Here is a 23780-nt window from a genome sequence, read left to right as displayed (position 1 = left end):
ACGGCAAGCGCGCGAAGCGTGGGGGTATTCACTTTTTTTGGAGCAAGCATGGCGGGGCCGCGAAAACGGGCGGAAATGGCGGGCGGGATCTCATCCGACCAATTGCGGGCGGCGGGGACGCACATGGGGGGATCGCACGATATCGAATCCCGCCATGGCGCGGGCGCCAAGACCCCGCTGGAAGGCAGCTTCGAGGTATTGGCGATGCGGCCCGGCCTGATGCTGCGGCGTGCCGACGTCCGCGATTGCGGTGACAACCTCGTACGCTCCACGCTCACGCCGGGCTTGAAATTGATCGTGCTGGAACAAGGCGACGTCGAGCTGGAGTTCGGCCATCACCACCTGCGCCTCAAGGGTCCCGCGCCGGGCGAAGGCCTGCAAGCGCGCCTGCTGATGCTGACCGGACCCGCCAGCTTCATGCGCCGGGCGGCGCGCAACCACCGCGAACGGTCGATCACGCTGACAGTGGCGCCGCAATGGCTACAGGACGGCGGGCTGATTCCCGGCGGGTCCTCGCCGGGCGCCGTCGACACCTGGGCCATCCAGTCCTTTCTACAGACGCATCTGGCGCTGCATGCGTGGACGCTCACGCCACGCGGCGTCACGCTGGCGCAACGCATCGCGCGACCTCCCGCCCACGAGGACGGCGTGGACCGGTTGATGCTGGAATCCCGGTGTCTGGCCTTGCTGGGAGAAGGGCTTCGGCACGTGGCCCTGGCTGCGGCCGCCGGCGGACAAAGCGCCGGTACGCTGGCCAGTCGCATCAACCCGCGTCACGCCGCGCGTCTGCTGGACCTGCGTGCCCGCATCGATGCCGGAAAAGTCACTGGCCCGGGCCGTCTGGCCGACCTGACCGCGCAAACCGGCTTGGGCGTGCGGGCGCTGCAACAGGGCTTTTACGCGCTGACGGGGTCGTCCGCCGTTGAATATCTGCGAGAGCAACGGCTACGGGCGGCCCAGCGCGCATTGTTGAATCAAGGCGTCAGCGTCGCCCAGGCCGCGGCCATGGCCGGCTATTCCAGCGCCGCCAATTTCGCCACGGCCTTCAAGCGTCTGTTCGGCGTGTCGCCCCGCGACGTCCGGATGCATGGGTAAACGCGCCCGCGCCACCGTCGCGCAAGGGCCGGTTTTCGCGCAAAATCGCGCCCCCCTTCGGGTATAGTCTGGATCTCTTCGCGCCCTCAGGAATTCCGCGCCACCATGACCAGCGCCCGCGACCTTGTCTACGGGGAACTCCGCCGACGGCTGATGTCCGGTGTGTTCCTGCCTGGCGAGCGGCTGCGCGAAGAGCACATCGCGGCCGAGCTTTCCGTCAGCCGCACGCCGGTGCGCAGCGCGATCGAACGGCTGATTACCGATGGCCTAGTCAAGCGTGAGGGCCGGCGCGGCGCGGTGGTGCTGGGCTGGGTGGACCGCGACATCAACGAGGCGTTCGAACTGCGCCTGCTGCTTGAACCTTATGCCGCGCGTACCGCTGCCGAGCGCGCCACGCCCGAACAGATCGACCACCTTGAGCAGATCAACGAGCGCATGCTGGCCGCCATCGTCTCCGATGACACCGACCGCGTGGCGCGCGTCCAACACTGCAACAACCTCTTTCACCACGCCTTGCTGGATGCAGCGCAATCCGCGCGGGTGCGAACAATGGTGGAAAACCTGCTGGACATGCCGATCATCATCGGCTCGTTCTACTTCTACACGCACGACGACATGCTGCGCAGCGTGGAACACCATCGCCAGATCATCGCCGCGCTGCGGGCACGCGATCCGGGATGCGCGGACATCGCCATGCGCTTTCACCTGACCACGACGCACCTGCTTTTCCGCAGCCAGCGCAAGCCGCCAGCCGACACGTCAGGCGCGTGATCCCGGCCGCGGTTTTCCGCCTTTCCCACTATTCGCTTTCATGTATTCGCCCCAAATCCTCGTCGCCCTTTTCGTCCTGCTGCTAGCGGTAGCCATTCCACTGGTCACGGTCGCCGTCCATCTGGTGCAGCTGTTGCGCTGGTCGTTCCACGCCGACCCGGCGACACGGGGCGAACGTCCGCATTTCACGGGGCCCGTGCTGGCCCTGCTGTTCAGCGTGCTGGCGGCCAGTGACTTCACGTCTTATGAGCCGATGCGGACCATCGCGGAACTGAATCCGGTACCGATGGCCGCGCGCGCCTATTTCACGGTGGCGATGCTGGTGCTGGCGGTGCTGTCGTGGGCCTATGGCGGCGCAATCAAAGACCGGCTCCTGCGCCGCCTGGGAATCGCCAAGGCCTGACGGCGGGCCTTGGCGCTGCCGGCTCAGGGCTTCCAGCCCTGCGCCTTCATCCGGGCGTCGATCCACGAGGTATCCAGCGTACCGGCGGCGATCTGCGCCAGCATCTGCTCTTCGACCGCATGCTTGGCCGATGCGGCTTCATACAGGGCGGGTACCAGGTCATACGGCAAGGACAGCAAGCCGTCTTCGTCGCCCAGGATCAGGTCGCCCGGCTCGATCGTCATGCCGTCCAGCGCGATGACGGCGTTGATCTCGCCCGGACCATCCTTGTACGGCCCGCGGTGCGTCACGCCGGCGGCGTACACCGGGAACGAGCCGCGCCGGATGGTGCCGCTATCGCGGATCGCGCCATTGATCACGATACCGGCCAGACCGCGCGTCTGCGCATAGGTGGTCATGATCTCGCCGATGATGGCGTTGGTAAGGTCGCCGCCGGCGTCCACCACCACCACATCGCCCGGCTGCGCCAGTTCCAGCGCCTTGTGCACCAGCAGGTTGTCGCCCGGGCGCGTGCGCACCGTCAGCGCGGGACCGGCCAGCGGATGGCCGTCATGCATGGGCCGCAGGCGCGCGCCGCCGGCCGTCATGCGCGACATGCAGTCGCTGATGTTGGCGACGGGGATGCGGCGGAACTTCTCGACAAACTCGCTGGCGACCGCGCGCTTGCGCGGATGGATATCAAAACCGGTCATTAGGGGTCTCCTGGTGCTTGAACTGGGGGGTTCGCAAGATCATTGTTTCGGGATGCCGGCTTCCTGCACGACCTTGCCGAAGATGTCGTGGTCGGCGCGATGGCGTTTGCCCAGGTCCGCCGGCGTGCCCGTCATGACGCTGTAGCCCGAGTCTTCCAGCTTCTTCACGACGTCCGGTTGCGCCTGAGATTTGTTCAGCGCCTGATTCAGCGTCGCGACCACGTCATCCGGCGTCTTGCCGGGCGCCATCAGCCCCCACCAGATCGTTTGATTGATGGTCTTGAAACCGCTTTCCGCGAAGGTCGGCACATCGGGCAAGGCGGGCGAACGCGCGTCCGCCACCACGGCCAGCGCGCGCACCTTGCCACCGCGGATCTGAGGCAGCAGCGACGCCACGGATCCGGTGTAGAGGTCGATGCGGCCGCTGGCCAGATCCGGGAACGCCTGCGACCAGCCACGGTACGGCACGTGCATCAGCTCCATGCCCGCGGCCTTGCGCCACAGATGGCCGATCAGGTCGCCGCTGCCGCCGATGCCGGGGATGCCCAGCGACACCTGGCCCGGCCGCGCCTTCGCTGCCTTGACCACGTCGTCCAGCGTCTTGTAGGGGGATTCCGGCACCACCACGAACACGCTGGGGGACGAGGCCACCAGGCCCACCGGCTTGAAATCCTTGAAGGTGTCGTAGCTGAGCTTGTTATAGAGCCACGGGTTCAGCACGATGTTGTCCGTCTGCGCCATGACCAGCGTGTGGCCGTCGGGCTTGGCGCGCGCCGTGGCGTCAAGCGCCAGGTTGCCGCCCGCGCCCGGCTTGTTTTCGACCACGATGTTCCAGCCCGTGTCCTGCGCGATGGCCGAGCCGATCATGCGGGTCAAGGTGTCGGTGCCCCCGCCCGGCGGAAACGGAGAGATCAGCGTGATGGGGGCCGAGCCCATATCGGCCGCGCTGGCCACGGCGCAAGCCGCCAGCAGCGCCGACGCCAGCAAAGTCTTTACGGATGTCATTGTCTTCCTCACTTGTATTCGGGAATGTCGCGGCCCTCTTCGGGGCCGCTCTGCGGGATTCAGGATTGGCGCGCCAGGGGCGTCAGCCATGCCAGCCGGTCCGCGACGGAATCGGGCACGTTGAACGAGCCTGCGTCGCGCGCCGCTTCGATACCCTTGGCTGTTCGGGCGAAGAGCCGTTCGACGCCATCCAGCACCAGCGGCTGCAGGCCGGCCTCGACCAATTGCTCGCGCGCTTCGCGCACCTCGGCCAGACGGCGCGGCGCATGCAGCACATGCGAACGCACGAACGAGTCGACGAATGTCGTCAGGGGCGTCCGATCCATATCGGACAGCACTTCGTACAGCGACGCCCGCAGGCCCATGCTTTCGGCCGCGACCAGACATTCGACGGCCAGGCTTTCCATGCCTTTGGTCAGGATGCTGCGCAACAGCTTGAGGCGGACGGCATCGCCCGCCTGGCCCTCGATCGCCTGCGCGGGCGCGCCGCAAGCCAGCGTGAAGGCGGCCACGGCCGGTGCGCCCGTGCCGGCGCACAACAGCGGCGTGCGCGCGCCCAGCAGCGCAATGGCGCCCATGATCGCCACGTCGGTAAAGGGCACGCCGCGTTGCGCGGCGATGTCGGCGGCAGCGCGCATGTCGGCCGCGCTTGCGGTCGTGAAATCGGCATACGACGCGTCGCCGCGCAGATGCGGCAGCGCCTGCGCGGCAACGTGCAGCGCCGCGTGACCGAAGACCGCCGACACCACGATGTCGGCTTGCGCCAGCCAGGGGCCGGGTTCGGCGTGCAACACGCTGCCGTGCGAGGCCGCGCGCGCCTGCATCGCGGCGTCCTGCCGCAGTTCGCAGATGCCGACGATGGAATGCCCGCCGGCCACCCACGCCTGCGCATAGCAGTCGCCCACTTCCCCACATCCAATCAGAGCTATTTTCATGTTCATAAATACAAAAAAAATACAGACATGGTTATAACGCGCCAGAAAGGAGCCCTATTACTAGGGATAACCCGGCTATTTCAAAGAAATACGGAACATAAAAAGTACATTTGAGTGGTAGCAGCAAACCGCCGGCACGGCGCGCTGCCGGGCATGGGCCCGGCAGCGCAGGAATCCCCCTTGCACGAGGCCGCGCGACCAGCACAGTGCGCGCCCACGTCGAAAGCGTGTTCCGCAAACTGGATTGCTCGACCCGCGTCGCCGCCACATTGAAGGCCCTGACCGCAGGGATCCTGCAAGCCGCCATCCTGTCGCCGATTGCTGGTAGTCTTGGGCCTGCCGCGCGGGTTGCCCCGCGCCCGCTTCACCCATTCTGCGAGCCCCCTCATGACCAGTCCTATGTACGACGCTTCCGTCCCCGTCATCAAGCAAATGCTGTCCGCCCTGTCGGACGTGCTGAAGAAGGCCGAAGCCCACGCCACCGAAAAGAACATCGACCCGTCCGCCTACCTGGGCGCGCGTCTGTTCCCGGACATGTTTCCGCTGTCGCGCCAGGTGCAGATTGCCGCTGACTTCGCCAAGGGCATCGCGTCCCGCCTGGCCGGCGCGGAAGTCCCGTCGTGGCCCGATGGCGAACCCTCGTTCGCCGAGCTGCAGGCCCTGATCGCCAAGACCCTGGCGCATGTCGGCTCCTTCAAGCCGGAACAGTTCGAGCAAAGCGCGTCCCTGGAAATCGTGCTGCGCCCGGGCACCCCGAAAGAAAAGAAATTGTCGGGCAGCGCCTACCTGCTGCATTACGGCCTGCCGCAGTTCTTCTTCCACGTCACGACGTCCTACGCGATCCTGCGCCATAACGGCATCGAAGTCGGCAAGCGCGACTACATGGGCGCGTATTGATGTCACCGAAGTGCGTGCGGGCCTGACGCCGCACCATTGAACAAGGCCGCGGCGTTGATCCCGCGGCCTTGTTCATGGCGCCAGCGTCTGGTATGCCCGCACCGGTCTTCCGGTCCCTCAGCCATTCGGCGCAGTTCGGAACCGTTGACGGCGGCATCGCGCTTGCTCTAATTTCGCCGGACGCGAATCGCGTAACGCACGCCCCCCCGCCGATGACCACCCCGCTCAGGGAGATCCATGATGATCGCGACAACCGTTCTGGTCGTAGGCGCGGGCCCTGCCGGCCTGCTCACCGCCGTGGAGCTGGTTCGGCGAGGCGTCCAGTGCTTGCTGATCGACGCGCACGAGCAGCCCATGGATTGGGACCGCGCCACCGTCGTGCATCCGCGATCAATCGAAATACTGGACGCACTGGGCATCGCCGACCCGCTCTTGCGCCTGGGCGTCAAACAGCGCCATGCCCGTATTCACGCCGATGGGGCCGTGCTGGGCGACATTGACCTGTCGCTGTGCGGCAGCCGGTATCCCTTCAATATCGGCATCTCGGAAGAAGTCACCGAATCCATCCTCCACGACTATCTCGTCGCACACGGCGGCGCGGTCACGCGCGCCACCACGCTGGTGGGCTTGGCGGCACAACCCGATGGCGTGACGGCCACGATCGATCAGCGGGGCGCGCGGGCAGAGGTCCACGCGCAATGGGTCGTCGGATGCGACGGGCACCACAGCACCGTCCGCACGTTGATGGGTATCGAACAAGACGGCCACGACATCCACCAGCCATGGGCCGTGTTCGATGCAGCCATCCCGGCATGGCCGGAGTCCTTTGAAGCCAACTACGCCTATCTGGATCCCACGCCGGTCATCCTGACGGCCCTGCCGGACCGCCGCTGGCGCGTCTACCTTCGGCCCCGCTCGGCGCAATCCGATCTGGTCGCCGACGCGCTGGCCACCTTGCAACGCTACCTGCCCGAGGCGCGCTTTGACCAGATTTCGCATCCCACGCGCTTCGATTGCCACACCAAGGTTGCCCGGACTTTCCGGTCCGGTCGCGTGCTGCTGGCCGGTGACGCTGCGCACACTTGTAGCCCGGCGCAAGGGCATGGCATGAACACCGGCCTGCAAGATGCCTACAACCTGGGCTGGAAGCTTGCGCTGGTTTGCCAGGGGCATTGTTCCGACGCGCTGCTGGACAGCTATCACGCCGAACGGCGCCCGGTGGCCGACCAGGTAATGGCCTCGGGCGATGCCGCCGAACGCGCACAGATGCTCAAAGGGGAACGCGCCCGCCGCGAACGGGATGCGGCGATCCGGACGATCTTTGCCGATCCTGCCTCGCGGCACCACGAAGCGGTCGCGGAGGCCGAGCTTGATATCGACTACGCAGGATCCCCCATCGTCATGGGCGATGCGCACGACGCCCTTTGGCCGGGCCAGCGCCTGCCTGATCAGATTCCCCTGGCGTTCGCGTCGGGCGGCATCGGCCACCTGCATGCCTGCACCGGCCGCCACGGTCACACCGCCCTGCTGATCGGCTGCGCCGCGACGCCCGAGGACGCCCTGGAACAGGTGCGCCGCGACATGGAAGCACTGGCCGACGGAGCCATCATCGAACAGGTGACCGTCCTGACCGCGAATACCGGGGTGCCCGGGGCGCACGCCTACCTGGCGCCCGACATCGCCCACGCACTGGGCGTGCGCGGCATTGTGCTGGTGGTTGTCCGAGCCGATGGCCACGTCGGCCTGCGTGCCGAACAGGGGCATGCCGCAGCGTTGGCGGCGTACATCGGTCGGTTACAGAATTAGGGGTTTTCACTAACACCGGCCATGTCGATTTCGTTGTCCTCTGAACGTCGTATGAGTACGACCCTCTCATTCCAAGGCGGACACACCATGACTACCGGAACCGTTACCCTCCATCGCGTCCTGCGCGCCTCCCCCGAACGCGTCTACCGCGCCTTCCTTGAAGCCGACGCCATCGCGAAATGGCTGCCCCCCTACGGGTTCACCTGCCAGGTCCACCAGTTGGACGCCAAGGTAGGCGGCCGCCACAAGATGTCGTTCCGCAACTTTTCCACTGGCACCGTCATCAATTTCGGCGGCGAATACCTGGAACTGGTCCCGTCCGAAAAGATCCGCTACACGGACCAGTTCGACGACGCGAACCTGCCGGGCCAGATGCAGACCACGATCACCTTGCGCAAGGTCGCGTGCGGCACCGACATCAGCATCAAGCAAGAAGGCATCCCGGCCGTCATTCCGCCCGAAATGTGCTACCTGGGCTGGCAGGAATCGCTGGCGCAGTTGGCGCCGCTTGTGGAACCCGACATTCCCGACTGATCGGATCGGCCCGGGGGATTTGAATCGCACTGTATCCACGTCCGGGGCTCGTACATTCCGACACCCAACGCCTTTGCGGAGCCTCTATAAATCGTTCGCAGCAAGCCCCCACCCGCGAACCTTTCATGGAGTCTCCACGATGAAGCACCCAATCGATCCGCAACGCCGCCGTCTGCTTGCCAGCACTTCGGCGCTGGCGGCCGCCAGCCTGCTGAACCTTGGCGTAAGCGGCACGGCACTGGCCAAAGCCACCTCGACCTCCGCTTCGCCCCCCGCAGCCGGCAGTGGCGCGGCACCATTTGGCGACATCCGCCAGATCCGTGCCGGGAACCTGGACATGGGCTATGTGGACCGCGGCCCAAGCGCCGGCCCCGTCGCCATCCTGCTGCACGGCTGGCCCTACGATATCCACGCGTTCGCCGAGGTGGCGCCGCGGCTGACGGCCACCGGCTACCGCGTGATCATTCCCTACCTGCGCGGCTATGGCACGACGCGCTTCCTGTCGGCGGACACGCCCCGCAACGGCCAACAGGCGGTTGTGGCCGTCGATATCATCGCGCTGATGGACGCGTTGAAGATCGACCGCGCCGTTATCGCCGGCTTCGATTGGGGCGCGCGCACCGCCAACATCATGGCCGCGCTGTGGCCCGAGCGGTGCCAAGCCCTGGTGTCGGTCAGCGGCTATCTCGTCGGCAGCCAGGAAGCCAACCGCAAGCCGTTGCCGCCACAGGCGGAATTTCAATGGTGGTATCAGTTCTACTTCGCCACCGAACGCGGCGCGGCGGGCTACGCCGCCAACCGCGACGGCTTCAACAAGCTGATCTGGCAGCTGGCGTCGCCTCAGTGGAAGTTCGACGACGCCACGTATCAGCGTTCGGCGCAGTCATTCGACAACCCGGACCATGTGGCCGTCGTGGTGCACAACTACCGCTGGCGCCTGGCGCTGGCTGACGGCGAACCGCAGTACGACGAACTGGAAAAGCGCCTGGCCACGGCGCCGAAGATCACGGTGCCGACGATCACCCTGGAAGGCGACGCCAACGGCGCGCCACATCCGCCCCCCGCCAGCTACGCCAAGCAGTTCACCGGCAAATACCAACACCGCGAGATCACGGGTGGCATCGGGCACAACCTGCCGCAAGAAGCGCCGCAGGCATTCGCCGAGGCGGTGCTGGACGTCGCCCGACGGTAAGCGCCTATGCGCGGGGCGGCCCCTGAACAATCACCGGCCGCCGCGCCTAAAAATGTGGGATGAATGGTACGTATCGGCTCAAGGACGCCGGCCCGCTTCCACCTGGATATTCAACTCCACTTCCGGCTTGAACCCCATGTCCAGGCCGAAGTTCAGCCCAAAGTCCTTGCGGCTGAACTTCGTGGACACGTCGGCGCCGCACACTTCGCGCTTTTCCATGGGGTGCTGGATGCACTTGAAGTCGTCGATCTCCATCTTGACGGGCCGGGTGACGCCGCGCAGGGTCAGGTCGCCCGTGGCCTCTTCAGGGCGGTCGCCATCGAATTTGGTGAATGTGCCCTTGAAGGTGGCGGTGGGATAGCGGGCGGCGTCGAAGATGTCGGGCGCAACGGCGTGCTGGTTCATTTCGTCATGGCCGAAGTCCACGGAATTGATGTCCACCGTGACTTCCACCGTGCCAGTGCGCGCTTCGCGGTCCAACACCACCACGCCCTTGGACTTGTTGAACTTGCCGCGCCAGGTGGACAGGCCGCCCATGTGATCGGCCTCGAAACTGGGATAGGTGTGCGCGGGATCCAGGTCGTAGGTCACCGGCGCGGCGGCGGCCGGCAGGGTCAACATCAGCGCGGCGGCGCCCAGCAAAGACGGAATCGACTTCATCAGAGTTCCTTATGACAGGGGAGATGCCCGCGCGCCCAGGGCGCACTGGCACAAGTTGGAACCCAGACCATATCATTCAGTTCCGCGTCAGTCTTTCCAATCTGCTTGAAACAGCCTGTCAGCCTTCCTCACTCATTAAATATAGGAATATTCCTATTCACGCAATAATGCGCCGGGCATTTTCCGCAATCACAGGAATGACAATGAAAAGCGTATTGGCTTTGCTGATATCCATCGCGTTGCCGGTTGCGGCCAATGCGCAACCCGACGTCGAGCCGTTGACGCTGAATTCGGACAACAAGCTTCTCTGCAATGCGCAGGCCGATTGGTGCGTCGGCATCAAGACCGACGGGTCGTTCGAGACGAACGGCCCCTTCGCCACCAGCCGCACGCTGCGCGCGGACCGCGCGTTCTGGGACTTGCCCGACGTCCCGGACTTTTCCGGGTTCACCGTCTGGCCACAGTTGATCCGCATGAGCGAAGACCGCGCGCTGGTCGGCGTGGTGGGCCCCGCCGAACCCGAATACGAACCGGAAACGTCATTTTCGGGCGGCAGCTTCAGCCGCAAGGATCTTTACCTGTTTGAAGTGAGCCTTGGCGAACAGACCGCCAGCAATCTGGTGTTCATCATGCCGCTTTCCACCGAAGCGAGCATCCGATCCTGCTTCAATGAAGCGGACCAGAAAAAACGCGATGGCCATTGCATCGATGCCTACCAGTTCAAGGCCGACTTGAAGCCCCTGGCCGGCACGAAGACGGCCGCCGGGGTCGAGTATCCCGACTTGCAGGTAACCACGCAGGCCACCCGCGCGCCCGCGAACGCCAGCCGCTACGCCGATTCCGGCGCGAAGCCGACGCCGACGAAGGCGCAGGCCAGGCCCGCCGTCGACAAACAATGCAGCTATACGGTGACCTACAAATGGAATGCCGATGGCTCGGTGTATGCGCCGGCGTCGCCGCTGCCCGATTGCGCCGAATTCCTGCAAGCCTCGCCCGAGGCGAAGCCATAACGCCAGCGCCAAGGCCCGCCCACGACAGACGGCGCCCCACGGGCGCCGTCTGCGCGGCTTAATCCGCGTAGCCCGGGTTCTTCCTGTCCAGCCGGCGCAGCAAGCCCGGCCAGGCCAGCGCCGCCTTGTGCGCCCGGTCAGCCGGGGATTCCACGGCCGCCCGCTCCAGGACCTCCGGCGGGATGAACATCAGTTCACCGCCGCCCGCCTGCGCGCGCACCTGGGCCATGCAGGCGGCTTCCAGGCGATGCATGGCCTGGAACGCTTCGGCCATCGTCTGCCCCACCGTCAGCAAGCCGTGGTTGCGCAGGATCAGGTAGTTGTTGCTGCCCAGGTCATGCACCAGACGGGGCTGCTCTTCGGGATTCAACGCCAGGCCTTCGTAGTCGTGATAACTGAGCGAACGCAATGCGATGAACGCGAACTGCGACAGCGGCAGCAACCCCGCCTTCTGCGCCGATACGGCCACCCCGTTGATGGAATGCGTGTGCAACACGCACATCGCGTCTTTGCGGGCGGCGTGGATACAGCTATGGATGGTGAAGCCGGCCGGGTTGATGTCGTAGTCCGACGCCATGACTTTGTTGCCGTCCAGATCGATCTTCACCAGGCTGGACGCCGTGATTTCGTCAAACATCATCCCGTAGGGGTTGATCAGGAAATGCTCGGTGCCCGGCACCTTGGCCGTGATGTGCGTGAAAATCAGGTCGTCCCACCCGAACAGCGCCACCAGCCGGTACAAGGCGGCCAAATCGGTGCGGACTTGCCATTCCGTTGCGCTGACTTGCTCGCGCACGCTGGCGCCCTGCTTGCTTATCGTATCCATCCCGTCTCCCGTCTTGGTATCCAGACTTCATGTTGTCCCAAGGCGACCTTGCCTTCGGCTTATCGAACACTGTATTAGTTTTGCGCCGATCCGGCACCGCGGAAACGGCGGCCGTCCGTCTGGTGGAAACAATTATCCGGCCGCCTGCTTTGCCCGGTAGCCGACTTCCGCTTGCATAATAAAGGCCGACCGAATCAGGAGAGACCCCGTCATGTCGCTTGCGCTCTACGGCCATCCGTTTTCCTCTTACACGCAAAAAGTGCTGATCGCGCTGTACGAGAACGGCACTCCCTTCGAATTCCGCAGTATCGGGCCCGACACGCCGCAACACGCCGCCGAATGGCTGCAGCGCTGGCCGCTGCGCAAGTTCCCGCTGCTGGTGGACGGCGCGCGCAACGTCGCCGAAACCAGCATCATCATCGAATACCTGCAACTGGCCCATCCCGGCCCCGTCCGCCTGCTGCCCACCGATCCGGTTGCGGCGCTCGACGTGCGCTTTCTGGACCGGTTCTTTGACCTGCACGTCATGAACTGGGTACAGCACGCGGTCAACGGCGCGCTGACGGGCGACGATGCCAAGCGCCGGGAAGGCCTGGCGCTTGCCACGGAAAAACTGGAACTGGCCTATGCCTGGCTGGACGGGCAGTTGGGCGGGCGGGCCTGGGCGGCCGGCCCGGATTTTTCGATGGCGGACTGTGCCGCCGCGCCGGCGCTGTTTTACGCGGACTGGACGCATCCCATTTCAGAAACCCATGGGGTCCTGCGCGCCTACCGCGCCCGGCTGCTTGCCCGGCCCTCGTTCGCCCGGGCGGTTGAAGAAGCGCGGCCGTTCCGCCCCCTGTTCCCGCTTGGCGCGCCGGATCGGGACTGACCGGACGATGCCTTCGCCACACGGCCCCGCGCGCCGCCTGCCCGATTTTTTCCGATCGCACCTGGAATCGCTGTCCGGCGTCGGCCTGCTGCTGGGCACACTGTTTTTCGCGGCGTCGCTTACGCCTACCCTGGTGCCCCGCACGTATGTGACTCAAGGCGTACTGGCTGGCGCCTGCCTGGCCACCGGTTACGGGCTGGGCGTGCTGTGGCACTGGCTATGGGCCTACCTGGAACTGCCGGAACCCCGGGCCCGCGCGGCACGCATCACCAACGCGCTGATCACCGTGCTGTGCCTGTCCGTGCTGATCCTGTTTCTTTGGCGTGCCGCCGATTGGCAGAACACGATCCGGGCCCTGATGAAGATGGAGCCCGTGACCAGCGCGCACCCCTTCAAGGTCAGCGCGACGGCGCTGGTCACATTTTTCGCACTGCTGGCGCTGGGCCGGCTATTCAAGCGGGTGGCGCGCGCCGTGTCGGCGCAAGTGCGCCGCGTGGTGCCGCGGCGAGTCGCCAATGTGACGGGCGCGGCAATCGCGATCCTGCTTTTCTGGTCGTTGGCCAACAACGTGTTCTTTCGCGCGGCGCTGCATGTGCTGGACGCCTCGTTCCGCGAGTACGACGCGCTGATGGAGCCAGAGCGCCCGCAACCCGCCGACGCCGCCAAGACAGGCAGCCCGGCTTCGCTGATTGCGTGGAAGCAGTTGGGCCGCGCGGGCCGCGAGTACATCGCGTCGGGCCCCAGCGCCGCCGACATCCGCGCCCAGACGGGGCGCGACGCACAAGACCCCATCCGCGTATACGTGGGCTTGCCTGGCGCCGACACGGCACGGGCCCGGGCCAGGCTGGCGTTGGACGAGATGAAGCGCGTGGGTGCGTTCCAGCGGTCCGCGCTGGTGGTGGTGACGCCGACGGGCACCGGATGGATCGATCCCGCGGCCATGGACACCGTCGAATACCTGTTGCACGGCGACGTAGCCAGCGTCGCCATTCAGTATTCCTACCTGTCCAGCCCCCTGTCTCTGCTGGCCCAGCCCGAGTATGGCGCGGAAGCCGCACGCGCGCTGTTCGCCGAAATCTACAACTATTGGACTGCCCTGCCCAGGCACAACCGGCCCAGGCTGTATCTGCATGGCCTGAGCCTGGGCGCCATGAACTCCGCCCGGTCCGCCGAACTCTTCGAAATGATCGGGGACCCTATTCACGGCGCGCTCTGGAGTGGCCCGCCGTTTGAAAGCCGGGTCTGGCGCGCGGTCACCGATGCCCGCAATCCGGGCTCGCCTGCCTGGCTGCCCGAACTACGCGATGGGGCTTTCGTGCGCTTCATGAACCAGAACGGATCGCCCGTGCCCGCCGATGCGCCGTGGGGTCCGATGCGCATCGTCTACCTGCAATACGCCAGCGATGCCGTCACGTTCTTCGACTATCGCGATCTGTACCGGCGCCCCGCCTGGATGGACCCGCCTTACGGCCCCGACGTCTCGCCCGACCTGCGCTGGGTGCCGGTGGTGACCATGCTGCAACTGGCGCTGGACATGTCCGTCAGCACCCACACGCCGATCGGCTACGGCCATGTGTACGCACCGCAGCATTACGCGGATGCCTGGCTGGCCGTGACGGGCGCAGAGGGTTGGACGGACGAGGCCCTGGCCGCCCTGAAACGGCATCTGATTGAACGCATGCGCGCGTCGATGGGCGACGGCGACGGCGAGAAAGCCGCGAACGACCACCGCGGCGGCTGATCAGTTCGTCTGGACGTCGGCGCTTTCGATGATGCGCTTCCAGCGTTCGGTCTCTTCACCGGACAGCTTGGCCAAGTCAGCGCTGGTGCCGGGGAACGGCACCGCGCCCTGCTCGGCCAGATGGGCGATCATGACCGGGTCCCTGGCCAGATCGACGACCGTGTCCTGCAGCTTGCGGATCACGTCGGCAGGCGTGCCGGCGGGCGCCATGACGCCGTACCAGGATTCGACAACGGCATCCTTCACGCCCGCCTCCGCCAACGTCGGCACATCAGGAATCGCGGCGCTGCGTTGCTCGCTGGCCACGGCCAGGACGCGTACTTTTCCCGGCTTGATGTACGCCAGCACGTTCGGCAGATTCGCGAACAGTACCTGCACCTGGCCTGACAGCAGGTCCGCCGTGGCCGGACCCGCACCGCGGTACGGCACATGCTCGAACCTGGCGCCCGAGCGATACATGAACAATTCGCCCGTCAGGTGGTTGACGGACCCCATGCCCGCCGATGCCATGTTCAGTTTCCCGGGATGCTGTTTGGCGTAGGCCACCAATTCCGCCACGGTCTTCGCCGGCAGGTCGGCCGATACCGCCAGCACGTTCGGCACCGTGGAAAACAGCGCGACCGGCGCAAAGTCCTTGATGGCGTCGTACGGCAGGTTCTGGGTCAGCAACGGCTGGATCGACTGCTGCCCCATCGTCGCCAGCAGCAGGGTATAGCCGTCGGCCGGCGCCTTGGCGACGAAGTTCGCACCGATGCTTCCGCCGCCGCCCGGCTTGTTTTCCACGATGACGGGCTGGCCCAGCACTTCCGACATTCGGTTGGCCAGCAGGCGTCCCATCAGGTTCACCGTCCCGCCCGGGGCAAACGGTACAACCATCGTGATCGGCTTGGAGGGATAAGGCTGCACCGGGGTCTGTGCCCGGGCCGGCGCGCCGGCGCCTATTCCAATGGCGACAGCAGCCGCCGCGGCAAATTTCAGCATGATTGAATTCCCCTTGGTTGGATATGGCCGGTCAGGCTTGCCGGACGGCAGGCCCCGGCTCGGATGACACAAGCGTTTGCACGCGTTGCCGCAGCAGATCCTGCGCATCGGCCACGCGCTGCACCGTTCTGGCGATCACGCTGCGCTTTCCGGTCAGCTGTGCTTTCTGCTGGTCGATCCGGCCTAGCACGAGGTCGGGCGCGGGGCCGCCGAAAGATTGGCGCGCCGCCACATTGCGAACCGGATCCAGGCAAGCGCGGATATCGGTTTCGCACAGGGCGACCTGTCGGCCAAGCTGCTGGGCCGCTGCGGCGTTGACCATCTCTGGCGTGATGTCCTTGGCGGGGATGCCTGCTTCCAGTGCCTGCCGGACCACGGCGCCAATGATGTGGTGCGCATCCCGGAACGACGCGTCCGCCTTGCGCACCAACAGGTCGGCCAGGTCCGTGACCGTTGAAAAATCCTCTGCCGCGCGCGCCGCCATGCGCGCGCGGTTCGGCTCGACGCGTTCAACCAGCAGCTGGATCAGCGCCAGCGATCTCAGCGCTTCTTCGCAGGCTTCCCAGCACGTGCGCGTGCTTTCTCGGCTGCTGTCGCCCGAGTGCGTGAAGTGCGTGGACTTCACGGTTGCGAAGGCTGCCGACGTCAGCCCGATCAGGTGGCCGGTCTTGCCCCGCAAGTATTCCAACACCGCCGGGTTCTTCTTCTGCGGCATGATGCTGGAGGTGCTGGCGATGCTGTCCGGAAAAGACAACAAGCCGAATTCAGGCGTCGACCAGATATAGAAGTCCTGCACCATCCGGCTGCTGGTGATCATCATGATCGACAGCGCGGCGCTCAATTCCAGCGCAAAATCCCGCGAGGCGACGCTGTCCAGCGCACTGGGCAACGGCCCACTGAACCCCAGCATCGCGCTGGTGGCCTCGCGGTCGATGGGGAACGACGTGCCCGCCAGCGCGCAGGCGCCCAGCGGAGATGCGTCCGTGGTGTCCAGAGCATGCAGCAGGCGATCGGCGTCGCGCAACCAGGCATCGACCAGGGCCGACAGGTAATAGCCGTAGGTGATCGGCTGGGCGGCCTGCATGTGCGTGTAGCCGGGCATCACGCAGTCGGCGTACCTGCCTGCCTGCGTTAGCGCCGCATCGGCAACGTCCATCAGAGCCGTCGCGATCCGGGCGATGAAATCCCGAGCGCGGATGCGGTCGATGGTGGCGCCGATGTCATTGCGGCTGCGGGCGGTATGCAGGCGCCCGCCCAGCTCTTGCCCAACCAGCTTGATCAAATGCGCTTCGTAGTTGAAGTAGGCCTCTTCGCGCGCCGGGTCCAGTTCCACGGTGTCCGGCCCGTCCGCCTGCATCTTGCGCAAGCCCTCGGCCAGCCGGATCGACGCATCGCGATCCAGGATGCCCTGCTCGTGCAGCATCACCAGATGCGCAAGGTTGATCTGATTCAGCATCTCGAAATTGGCGAAGAACTCGCGATTCAGGCGCGGAAGGAAAATGTGCTGAAGCACTTCCGCGGCAAGCGGTTGCTTCAGGCGGCTGCTGACTTTGGATTCCATTTCAGTCCGGGTGGGGAACAGGGAAACGGTAGTCTCCGTCCGCGCCAACTTATGCGTCAAATCAGATATTTACGGCATCGAATACAAAATTGATATGATTATTCCTGCGACGTTTTTGGATTGACCGATGAACTTCAAGCAAGTCGAAGCCTTTCGCGCCGTGATGATGACGCGATCCATGACCACGGCGGCCGGTCTGCTGCATACGTCGCAGCCGAACATCAGCCGCTGGATCGCGCTGCTTGAAGGCACGCTGGGCTTCGTGCTGTTCAAACGCGTCGGCACCCGGCTGATCCCGACGCCCGAAGCCGATGCGTTCTACGCCGACGTCGAACGCGCGTTCATCGGCCTGGAATCGTTGAACGACAGCGCCAGCTCCATTCGCCGTCGCGGCACAGGCCTGCTGCGCGTGGGCGCGGTGGGCTCCATCATGCAATGCGTGCTGCCCGACGCCATCCGGCTGTTCCGGGAAACGGTGTCGGACATCCCCGTCGTGGCCAGCACGGGCGGGTCGGACGTGGTGGCGAAGTGGATGGCCACCGGCTTTTGCGACATCGGATTCTCATCCATCCAAGCCGATATTCCCGGCTTGAATTTCGCACGGATCAATGCGGCGCACGGCGTGGGAATCGTGCCGGCGGGGCACAAGTTGGCCCGCAAGAAAATGCTGAAGCCCGCCGACTTCAATGACGAGAATTTCATCTCGCTGCCGGCGGGCAGTTTCAACCGCGCGGCGGTGGACCGGCACTTTCCCGACGACACCCGAATCCTGTCCATTGAAACGCCCTACGCCACGACCATCTGCTCGATGGTCAGCAAGGGGCTGGGCATCTCGATCGTCAATCCGGTCGTGTCGCGGGCGCTGAAGATGCCTGAATTGCGCGAGATTCCCTTCTCGGAGAAGATTGAGTTCCCAAGCTATGCCGTCACCTCCGACCACTTTCCGATCGGCACGCTGGCCAGGAAAATGACGGAATGCGTGCAAGCCGCGTTCGCGTCGCTGAATCCGGCCAGGGCCGCGAAATGACCGACACGTTTCTGACCTCGTATTTCTGGAGCGGCGACACCCTGCGCAGCCGTAGCGTGGGCGGCAACGTGCTGTCGGGCAATGTCGATGTGCCTGCGCCGTCGCCACGCCTGATCGCCGACTGGCACCGCGAGATCACCACGCGATTGCTGCTGGAGCCCGGCGACGTCGAACAGATGCCGCTGGCGCGGACCCAAGTGCGCTGGCCCGACTACAAGCGCTGCGTGCAAGCCATGGCCGACTGGACGCGCGCACGGGGACTGGGCGACGTGCTGGCCAACAGCGACATCGCCCTGATGGCGTGCCGCGGCGCCCGGTACCACCACGACGGCGAACAGTACGGCGGCGCGGCCTTCTGCAACCTGTTCCTGAGCGAAGACAAAGGGCTGGATGTGCACTTCCCCGGTTCCGGCCACCGCATCCCGCTTACGCGGGGCACCGCCATCGTCTTCGACACCTGCCAGCCACATGCCGTGATCCGCCGCGACGCAAGCGGGTTCGATGCCACCGATTTCGCATCCAGCGAAGATCTCTGGCAACTGTTCCTGACATGGGAATTGCCGATCGAGGCGCCATGCGTGGCGCAGGCGCTGGGAGTGGGGTTCGATGTGGACCCGGACGGGGCCGCGCATCTGAAGGAAGAGCAAGTGTGGCAAGACGGCGCCCGGGCGCGGGTGAAGCCGGCATCCGGGCAGTGGGCGCCGGCGGACTAGCCACATAGGGCGAAAATAAAAGTGACGGACCGATGGGCCACCCCCCCCCGCCGCCACCCCGCCACGTCCCCCAATTGCAGTCTGACACCGTATCCAACACTCTGTTCCGGTTCGCTAGACGGCACGCGACACCTGCCCGCTATACTCGCCAAACCAAAAACACATTGCCGCGCCGCGCCTTTTAAGCGACGCCTATTTATGCCAGCTTTGATGGCCTTTATGCGCCCCGTTTGCCGGGCGCTATTCTGCGCAGCCGCCCTTGTTGTCTCCGCTTCGGCGTTGGCCTCGCCGCCCACGCTTGAGCAATGCCACGGCATCAAAGACCTGGCCTTCGTTGCCCATATGGACGACGACCTGCTGTTCATGAACCCGGACATCGCCTCGAATATCGAGGCCGGCGGCTGCGTGCGGGTGGTCTACCTGACCGCCAGCGACGCGGGAGAAGGCGACGGCTACATGCTGGGCCGCGAACGCGGCATCCGCGCTGCCTACGCCTACATGGCGCACAAACCCGACCAATGGAAGGAAGACGCCGGCACCGCGGGCGGCCGCGCCATCGCGCGCTTCACGCTGCAGGACAATCCGCGCGTGCAGCTGTGGCACATGCGCCTGAAAGACCCCTGGCTGGGCAAGGGCTGGGGCAGCCTGACGCCACTGAGCCGAACCGAGTCCGAACCCGGGCAGAGTGTCGACACGCTTGGCCCCTACCCCCAGGTCTACACGCGCGAACAATTGATCGACACCCTGGCGGACCTGATTCGCCAGTACAAGCCGACCACGGTGCGACACCTGGACGACACGATGGTCGTGCCCTATACGCAACTGTGCTGGCGGTGCGCGGGCCATGGGCATCCCGACCACATCGCCAGCGCGCGGCTGGTCCGCGAAGCCATGCTGCGCGTGCCGGGCAACTATGCCGAGACCGGCTATATCGACTATCCCAGCCAGGAACGCGCCACCAATCTGGCGGATACCGAAATCGCCAGCAAGTCGGTGATCTTCCAGCACTATGCCTGGAACGACTACCACTACTGCGCCGGCCCGACCGGTTGCAAAGAACCCGCCGGGCCCGCCGCCGCGTGGGTGCAGCGCGCCTATTACGTCTCGCGTCAGGACATCGCGCCGCAGTTGTACCCGGACGGACGTGGCGGGCTGGTGGTGTTCGCGGCCGGCGAAACCAATGCCGCCGTCAACCGCTGGGATTCCAGCCAGCGCCGCTGGCAGAGCCTGGGCGGCCGCACCAGCGGCCCGCTGGTCTCGTTCACCCACGCCGACGGCACCGCCGGCCTGATGGCCCGCGATCCGCTGGGCGGCGTTTGGGCGAACAAGCAACGCCACGACGGCACCTGGCAAGGCTGGCAAGCGCTGGGCGGGCTGCGCGTCACCCAGATCCCCGCCGTCGCTCCGCGCGGCGAAGCCGCCGCCGTGGCACTCGGCTACGACGGCGTGCTCCATTGGATCACCCCCTCCGGCATCGATGGCAGCTGGAGCACGTGGCAGGACTTGCCACCGCTGGACGGCGCCACGGGCGCCCCGGCCGCCGCGCGCGGCGCCGATGGGCGCTATGTCATCTTTGCGTCGGCCGGCGCAGGCGAACTCTTCTACACGCGCCAACTGCCGGCCGCCAAGGGCCAGCGCCCCGAATGGCAAGGCTGGCGCCGCGTTCCCGCGCCCGAAGCCGCGGGCGGCCTGGCCGCGATCCGCAACCACGAGAACCGTGTCGAACTCTACTTTCGCCAGCGCGGCAACAACCATCTGATCAAGCTGATTGAAGCCGGCGACACCACCGATCTTGATATGGACTGGAGCGCCGCCGCCGATATGGGCGTGCCCTACATCGGGCGTCCGGCCATCGGCGCCGATGCGCAAGGCAATGTCGTCCTGGCGGTGCTGGAACGCGCGGGCGGCCCGCTCTGGCTTATCGAGCACGGCAAGCCGCTCAAGCTGGACGCCCTGGCCGCATCGCCGCCCGCGCTCAATATCATCGACGGCACGCTGTATGTGGTGGCGCGCACCGCCGGCGCGCCGCAGCAGTATCAAGTGCTGTCGCGCCACGACGGCCAGTGGACAGGCGCGCTGACCTTGGACGGCGTGCCGGCGGCCGGCGGCGGCCCCTTCGCAACGGTGGCTGCTCGTCCGGCGGACCTGCCCAACCTGGGCGCCAACAGCACCAACAATGCCGCGGTGGTGCGGCCTTCGCCCAGCACGCCCGGCACGCTGACGCTGGAACGCATGCCCGCGCAGTCCTCGCGCGCCGCCACGCCCACCACGGTGCAGTAAGGGGCGCTCGGCGCCGCAAGCGCGACAAGCGGGCGCCGTCGGCGGACTGCGGAAGCGGGATCGCGGCGTTCTGATCGGGTAGAATTCCAGCGACCGAGCCATCTTGCTCTCGCCGGCCAGGACGACCTGCTCGGCGCGTGTCTACACCGGGGACGACCCCGCTTATCTTTCATGGAAAGAACAGCGATGCGCGTCAATGGCATTCCCAACACTACCTGGTTGAAGCTTGGCTGGGCCTGGCTCGTCGTCATTGCCTTCACGGTCTGCGGCGGCACATGGCTTGCCGAGCCGCTTACGCCGGCCACCGCGGCAGCCTGCTTCGCGGTGCTCTTCTTCACCATCGTCGCCGCCTCGTTCGGCGTGGTCCACGAAGCGGACCTCCTTGCCCACAAACTGGGCGAACCCTACGGCACGCTGATTCTCACGCTTTCCATCGTCTCGATCGAGGTCATCCTCATTGCGTCGGTGCTGCTTGGGCCGGGCGAATTCCCGACCATCGGCCGGGACTCCATCTTTGCCGTGATGATGATCATCGTGAATCTCGTCATGGGAATCTGCGTGATCGCCGGCGGCTTGAAGCATGGTGAGCAAGAGTTCAATGCCCAGGGCGCCAACGCTTACCTGTCGATGATCGCGCTGCTGACGGGCACAGCGCTTGTGCTGCCCAACCATCTGTCGGGCGCGGGCGAGTTCGCGCCGCTGCAAGCCTGGACGATCGCCGCGGTCACTGCCGCGCTGTATGCGGTATTCCTGCTGCTTCAGATGCGCAGCGAAAGCCGGCTGTTCATTCAACCGCGCCCCGGCATGATGGCCGTGCCCGCGCGCGCCAAAGCGTCCACAAGCCCACCACAGGACTCACCGCAAGGCACGCCCGCCGCGACCGGCGACCGGGCCGCCATCCTGACCAGCAGCCTGCTGTTGCTGGGCATGATCATCCCGATCGTGCTGCTGGCGCACCACCTTGCCATCGTCATCGACTACGGCGTGGCGACCGCCGGCGCGCCAGTGGCCGTCAGCGGCGTGCTGATCGCCATCATCGTCTTCACGCCGGAATCCCTGACCGCCATCAAGGCCGCGCTGAACAACGAAATGCAGCGCGCCATCAACCTCTGCCTGGGCGCGTTCGTCTCTACCGTGGGGCTGACCGTCCCTGCCGTGCTGGTCATCGGACTGATAACCAGCAAGCAGGTCGTGATGGGGATATCCCCGCTGGAAACCGTGCTGCTGGCGTTGACGCTCGTGCTGGGCATGCTGACGTTCAACGGTCAGCGCACGCCCGTCATGCAGGGCGCCATGCACCTTGCGCTGTTCATCACCTACGGCTTTCTTTTGTTTTTTCCCTGACGAAAGACGGGGCCGGCGTGGCGTGGCGGGTCGAAAAAGTGGTCTGCCTGTTGTTCCGGATGTGGCATGAACGGCTATGCCACGCCAATCCTAGAATTCCACTTTCTTCGACACCACGCCCTCATCATGACGCACCTTGCACTTCCCGACGGCCCGCTGCCCGTCATCAGCGCCCTTGCCTTGCCCCAGGCCGACCGGGACATCTGGGCGGCCATCGACGCCGAACGCCATCGGCAGATGCAATCCATCGAGCTCATCGCGTCGGAGAACTTCGCCAGCCGCGCGGTGCAGGACGCCCAAGGTTCCGTGTTTACCAACAAGTACGCCGAAGGCTATCCGGGCCGCCGATACTACGGCGGCTGCGTGAACGTCGACGTTGCGGAAGACATTGCGATCGCGCGGGCGAAGCTGCTTTTCGGCGCCGCGCACGTCAACGTGCAGCCCCACTCCGGCAGCCAGGCGAACCAGGCGGTCTACCTGGCGCTGCTGACGCCCGGCGACAAAATCCTGGGCCTGGACCTGAAGGCCGGCGGGCATCTGACGCATGGCGCCAAGGTCAATATGTCGGGCCGTTGGTTCCAGACCCTGAGCTACGGCGTGGACCCGGCATCGCAGCGCGTGGACATGGACGAGGTGGAACGCATTGCCCGGCGTGAGCGGCCCAAGCTGATTGTTGCGGGCGGCTCGGCCTATTCGCGAACGCTGGACTTCGCGCGGTTCCGCGCCATCGCCGACGACGTGGGCGCGATCTTCATGGCCGACATGGCGCATTTCGCCGGCTTGGTCGCCGGCGGCGTCTATCCGTCGCCGGTGCCACATGCCCACGTCACGACAACCACGACGCACAAGACCCTGCGCGGGCCACGCGGCGGGATGATTCTCTGCAACGACGGCGAAATCGCGAAGAAGATCGATTCGGCCGTGTTCCCTGGCCTGCAAGGCGGGCCACTGATGCACATCGTGGCGGCCAAGGCCGTGGCGCTGGGCGAGGCCCTGCAACCGTCGTTCCGAACCTATGTCCGGGCCGTCGTCGCCAATGCGCAAACGTTATGCGACCGGCTCGCGGCCGGCGGGTTGTCTATCGTGTCGGGCGGCACGGACTGCCACCTGGGCGTGGTCGACCTGCGGCCCTGGGGAGTGGCGGGCAATCGGGCCGAACAGGCCCTGGAGCAGGTCGGCATCACCTTGAACAAGAACGCCGTGCCTTTCGATGACGCCAAGCCAACCGTGACTTCCGGCATCCGCGTGGGCAGCGCCGCCTGCACGTCCCGCGGCATGGGGACCGACGCGTTCAACACCATCGGCGACATGATCCTGGCCGTGCTGGGCGACCTCCGCACTGGCGCTATCGACCCGGGCACCGAATCCGCCATACGCGCAAAGGCGACCGACCTGGCCCGGCGCTTTCCGCTGCCCTACTAGGCCGCCCGATTCCC

22 protein-coding genes are annotated in these 23780 nt (G+C 65.7%); 15 read left to right on the top strand and 7 right to left on the bottom strand.

Annotated features, from left to right (window positions below; genetic code table 11):
- Nucleotides 1–123 precede the first annotated feature (123 nt).
- The 3 genes from CQ050_RS07545 (at nt 124) to CQ050_RS07535 (ending at nt 2269) form a co-directional block, all read left to right on the top strand.
- Nucleotides 124–1095, top strand: a complete 972-nt coding sequence (locus CQ050_RS07545) for an AraC family transcriptional regulator (protein WP_158266038.1) — start codon at nt 124–126, stop codon at nt 1093–1095.
- A 105-nt stretch (nt 1096–1200) separates the two neighbouring features.
- On the top strand, nt 1201–1866 hold the full coding sequence (locus CQ050_RS07540) for a GntR family transcriptional regulator (RefSeq protein ID WP_105556184.1): 666 nt from the start codon (nt 1201–1203) through the stop codon (nt 1864–1866).
- 40 nt (nt 1867–1906) lie between these two features.
- Nucleotides 1907–2269 carry a hypothetical protein gene (locus CQ050_RS07535; RefSeq protein WP_105556183.1) on the top strand — a complete coding sequence of 121 codons (363 nt, stop codon included), beginning with the start codon at nt 1907–1909 and terminating at the stop codon, nt 2267–2269.
- Nucleotides 2270–2292: 23 nt separating this feature from the next.
- Here the strand turns inward: CQ050_RS07535 and CQ050_RS07530 are convergent, their stop codons facing one another.
- From CQ050_RS07530 to CQ050_RS07520, 3 genes are read right to left on the bottom strand one after another with little or no spacing between them, the layout of a single operon-like run.
- Entirely contained in the window at nt 2293–2961 is a 669-nt protein-coding gene (locus CQ050_RS07530; protein WP_105556182.1) for an RraA family protein, read from the bottom strand.
- A gap of 39 nt (nt 2962–3000) precedes the next feature.
- Nucleotides 3001–3966 (bottom strand): tripartite tricarboxylate transporter substrate binding protein, encoded by a 966-nt coding sequence (locus CQ050_RS07525; RefSeq protein ID WP_105556181.1) that lies wholly within the window; start codon nt 3964–3966, stop codon nt 3001–3003.
- 59 nt (nt 3967–4025) lie between these two features.
- On the bottom strand, nt 4026–4901 hold the full coding sequence (locus tag CQ050_RS07520; protein WP_105556308.1) for an NAD(P)-dependent oxidoreductase: 876 nt from the start codon (nt 4899–4901) through the stop codon (nt 4026–4028).
- 387 nt (nt 4902–5288) lie between these two features.
- Between CQ050_RS07520 and CQ050_RS07515 the strand changes: the two genes are divergently transcribed.
- From CQ050_RS07515 to CQ050_RS07500, 4 genes are all read left to right on the top strand, one after another.
- Nucleotides 5289–5798, top strand: a complete 510-nt coding sequence (locus tag CQ050_RS07515) for a DUF1993 family protein (RefSeq protein ID WP_105556180.1) — start codon at nt 5289–5291, stop codon at nt 5796–5798.
- 237 nt (nt 5799–6035) lie between these two features.
- Nucleotides 6036–7604 carry an FAD-dependent monooxygenase gene (locus CQ050_RS07510; protein ID WP_105556179.1) on the top strand — a complete coding sequence of 523 codons (1569 nt, stop codon included), beginning with the start codon at nt 6036–6038 and terminating at the stop codon, nt 7602–7604.
- Nucleotides 7605–7691: 87 nt separating this feature from the next.
- Nucleotides 7692–8138, top strand: a complete 447-nt coding sequence (locus CQ050_RS07505; protein ID WP_105556178.1) for an SRPBCC family protein — start codon at nt 7692–7694, stop codon at nt 8136–8138.
- Between the two features lie 139 nt (nt 8139–8277).
- A complete protein-coding gene (locus CQ050_RS07500; RefSeq protein WP_105556177.1) occupies nt 8278–9330 on the top strand; it encodes an alpha/beta fold hydrolase in 1053 nt (350 codons plus the stop codon).
- 78 nt (nt 9331–9408) lie between these two features.
- Here the strand turns inward: CQ050_RS07500 and CQ050_RS07495 are convergent, their stop codons facing one another.
- Nucleotides 9409–9990, bottom strand: coding sequence for a YceI family protein (locus CQ050_RS07495; protein WP_105556176.1), 582 nt, complete (start codon nt 9988–9990; stop codon nt 9409–9411).
- A gap of 203 nt (nt 9991–10193) precedes the next feature.
- On the opposite strand from CQ050_RS07495, the gene CQ050_RS07490 reads away from it, so the two are divergent.
- Nucleotides 10194–11000, top strand: a complete 807-nt coding sequence (locus tag CQ050_RS07490; protein WP_105556175.1) for a hypothetical protein — start codon at nt 10194–10196, stop codon at nt 10998–11000.
- 58 nt (nt 11001–11058) lie between these two features.
- Here the strand turns inward: CQ050_RS07490 and CQ050_RS07485 are convergent, their stop codons facing one another.
- Nucleotides 11059–11826 (bottom strand): class II aldolase/adducin family protein, encoded by a 768-nt coding sequence (locus CQ050_RS07485; RefSeq protein ID WP_105556174.1) that lies wholly within the window; start codon nt 11824–11826, stop codon nt 11059–11061.
- A 211-nt stretch (nt 11827–12037) separates the two neighbouring features.
- Here CQ050_RS07485 and CQ050_RS07480 point away from each other — a divergent pair, with 211 nt between their 5' ends.
- Nucleotides 12038–12697 carry a glutathione S-transferase family protein gene (locus tag CQ050_RS07480; protein ID WP_105556173.1) on the top strand — a complete coding sequence of 220 codons (660 nt, stop codon included), beginning with the start codon at nt 12038–12040 and terminating at the stop codon, nt 12695–12697.
- Nucleotides 12698–12704: 7 nt separating this feature from the next.
- Nucleotides 12705–14438, top strand: coding sequence for an alpha/beta-hydrolase family protein (locus tag CQ050_RS07475; RefSeq protein WP_105556172.1), 1734 nt, complete (start codon nt 12705–12707; stop codon nt 14436–14438).
- Here CQ050_RS07475 and CQ050_RS07470 read toward each other — a convergent pair whose 3' ends face one another.
- Nucleotides 14439–15419, bottom strand: a complete 981-nt coding sequence (locus tag CQ050_RS07470) for a tripartite tricarboxylate transporter substrate binding protein (protein WP_105556171.1) — start codon at nt 15417–15419, stop codon at nt 14439–14441.
- 31 nt (nt 15420–15450) lie between these two features.
- Entirely contained in the window at nt 15451–16980 is a 1530-nt protein-coding gene (argH, locus tag CQ050_RS07465; RefSeq protein WP_105556170.1) for an argininosuccinate lyase, read from the bottom strand.
- A 127-nt stretch (nt 16981–17107) separates the two neighbouring features.
- Here argH and CQ050_RS07460 point away from each other — a divergent pair, with 127 nt between their 5' ends.
- From CQ050_RS07460 to CQ050_RS07440, 5 genes are all read left to right on the top strand, one after another.
- On the top strand, nt 17108–18007 hold the full coding sequence (locus CQ050_RS07460) for a LysR substrate-binding domain-containing protein (protein ID WP_105556169.1): 900 nt from the start codon (nt 17108–17110) through the stop codon (nt 18005–18007).
- Complete coding sequence (locus CQ050_RS07455; protein WP_105556307.1) at nt 18004–18720, top strand: hypothetical protein; 717 nt, start codon at nt 18004–18006, stop codon at nt 18718–18720. Before CQ050_RS07460 ends, CQ050_RS07455 begins: the two co-directional genes overlap by 4 nt.
- Before the next feature lie 219 nt (nt 18721–18939).
- Nucleotides 18940–21000, top strand: a complete 2061-nt coding sequence (locus tag CQ050_RS07450; RefSeq protein ID WP_369868260.1) for a PIG-L family deacetylase — start codon at nt 18940–18942, stop codon at nt 20998–21000.
- A 186-nt stretch (nt 21001–21186) separates the two neighbouring features.
- Nucleotides 21187–22344, top strand: a complete 1158-nt coding sequence (locus CQ050_RS07445) for a calcium:proton antiporter (RefSeq protein WP_105556167.1) — start codon at nt 21187–21189, stop codon at nt 22342–22344.
- A 126-nt stretch (nt 22345–22470) separates the two neighbouring features.
- The gene (locus CQ050_RS07440; RefSeq protein WP_105556306.1) at nt 22471–23766 is read left to right on the top strand and encodes a serine hydroxymethyltransferase; all 1296 of its coding nucleotides are present in this window, start codon (nt 22471–22473) and stop codon (nt 23764–23766) included.
- The last annotated feature ends 14 nt before the right edge of the window (nt 23767–23780 follow it).

Origin of the sequence: Achromobacter sp. MYb9, assembly GCF_002975275.1 — a bacterium.
GTDB lineage: Bacteria > Pseudomonadota > Gammaproteobacteria > Burkholderiales > Burkholderiaceae_B > Achromobacter.
This window is presented reverse-complemented; position numbering and strand designations above follow the sequence as displayed.

Bases quoted from the DNA above. Each gene is read 5' to 3' on its own strand.
- CQ050_RS07545 (WP_158266038.1), top strand. From the start codon at position 124: ATGGGGGGATCGCACGATATCGAATCCCGCCATGGCGCGGGCGCCAAG.
- CQ050_RS07540 (WP_105556184.1), top strand. From the start codon at position 1,201: ATGACCAGCGCCCGCGACCTTGTCTACGGGGAACTCCGCCGACGGCTG.
- CQ050_RS07535 (WP_105556183.1), top strand. From the start codon at position 1,907: ATGTATTCGCCCCAAATCCTCGTCGCCCTTTTCGTCCTGCTGCTAGCG.
- CQ050_RS07530 (WP_105556182.1), bottom strand. From the start codon at position 2,961: ATGACCGGTTTTGATATCCATCCGCGCAAGCGCGCGGTCGCCAGCGAG.
- CQ050_RS07525 (WP_105556181.1), bottom strand. From the start codon at position 3,966: ATGACATCCGTAAAGACTTTGCTGGCGTCGGCGCTGCTGGCGGCTTGC.
- CQ050_RS07520 (WP_105556308.1), bottom strand. From the start codon at position 4,901: ATGAAAATAGCTCTGATTGGATGTGGGGAAGTGGGCGACTGCTATGCG.
- CQ050_RS07515 (WP_105556180.1), top strand. From the start codon at position 5,289: ATGACCAGTCCTATGTACGACGCTTCCGTCCCCGTCATCAAGCAAATG.
- CQ050_RS07510 (WP_105556179.1), top strand. From the start codon at position 6,036: ATGATGATCGCGACAACCGTTCTGGTCGTAGGCGCGGGCCCTGCCGGC.
- CQ050_RS07505 (WP_105556178.1), top strand. From the start codon at position 7,692: ATGACTACCGGAACCGTTACCCTCCATCGCGTCCTGCGCGCCTCCCCC.
- CQ050_RS07500 (WP_105556177.1), top strand. From the start codon at position 8,278: ATGAAGCACCCAATCGATCCGCAACGCCGCCGTCTGCTTGCCAGCACT.
- CQ050_RS07495 (WP_105556176.1), bottom strand. From the start codon at position 9,990: ATGAAGTCGATTCCGTCTTTGCTGGGCGCCGCCGCGCTGATGTTGACC.
- CQ050_RS07490 (WP_105556175.1), top strand. From the start codon at position 10,194: ATGAAAAGCGTATTGGCTTTGCTGATATCCATCGCGTTGCCGGTTGCG.
- CQ050_RS07485 (WP_105556174.1), bottom strand. From the start codon at position 11,826: ATGGATACGATAAGCAAGCAGGGCGCCAGCGTGCGCGAGCAAGTCAGC.
- CQ050_RS07480 (WP_105556173.1), top strand. From the start codon at position 12,038: ATGTCGCTTGCGCTCTACGGCCATCCGTTTTCCTCTTACACGCAAAAA.
- CQ050_RS07475 (WP_105556172.1), top strand. From the start codon at position 12,705: ATGCCTTCGCCACACGGCCCCGCGCGCCGCCTGCCCGATTTTTTCCGA.
- CQ050_RS07470 (WP_105556171.1), bottom strand. From the start codon at position 15,419: ATGCTGAAATTTGCCGCGGCGGCTGCTGTCGCCATTGGAATAGGCGCC.
- argH (WP_105556170.1), bottom strand. From the start codon at position 16,980: ATGGAATCCAAAGTCAGCAGCCGCCTGAAGCAACCGCTTGCCGCGGAA.
- CQ050_RS07460 (WP_105556169.1), top strand. From the start codon at position 17,108: ATGAACTTCAAGCAAGTCGAAGCCTTTCGCGCCGTGATGATGACGCGA.
- CQ050_RS07455 (WP_105556307.1), top strand. From the start codon at position 18,004: ATGACCGACACGTTTCTGACCTCGTATTTCTGGAGCGGCGACACCCTG.
- CQ050_RS07450 (WP_369868260.1), top strand. From the start codon at position 18,940: ATGCGCCCCGTTTGCCGGGCGCTATTCTGCGCAGCCGCCCTTGTTGTC.
- CQ050_RS07445 (WP_105556167.1), top strand. From the start codon at position 21,187: ATGCGCGTCAATGGCATTCCCAACACTACCTGGTTGAAGCTTGGCTGG.
- CQ050_RS07440 (WP_105556306.1), top strand. From the start codon at position 22,471: ATGACGCACCTTGCACTTCCCGACGGCCCGCTGCCCGTCATCAGCGCC.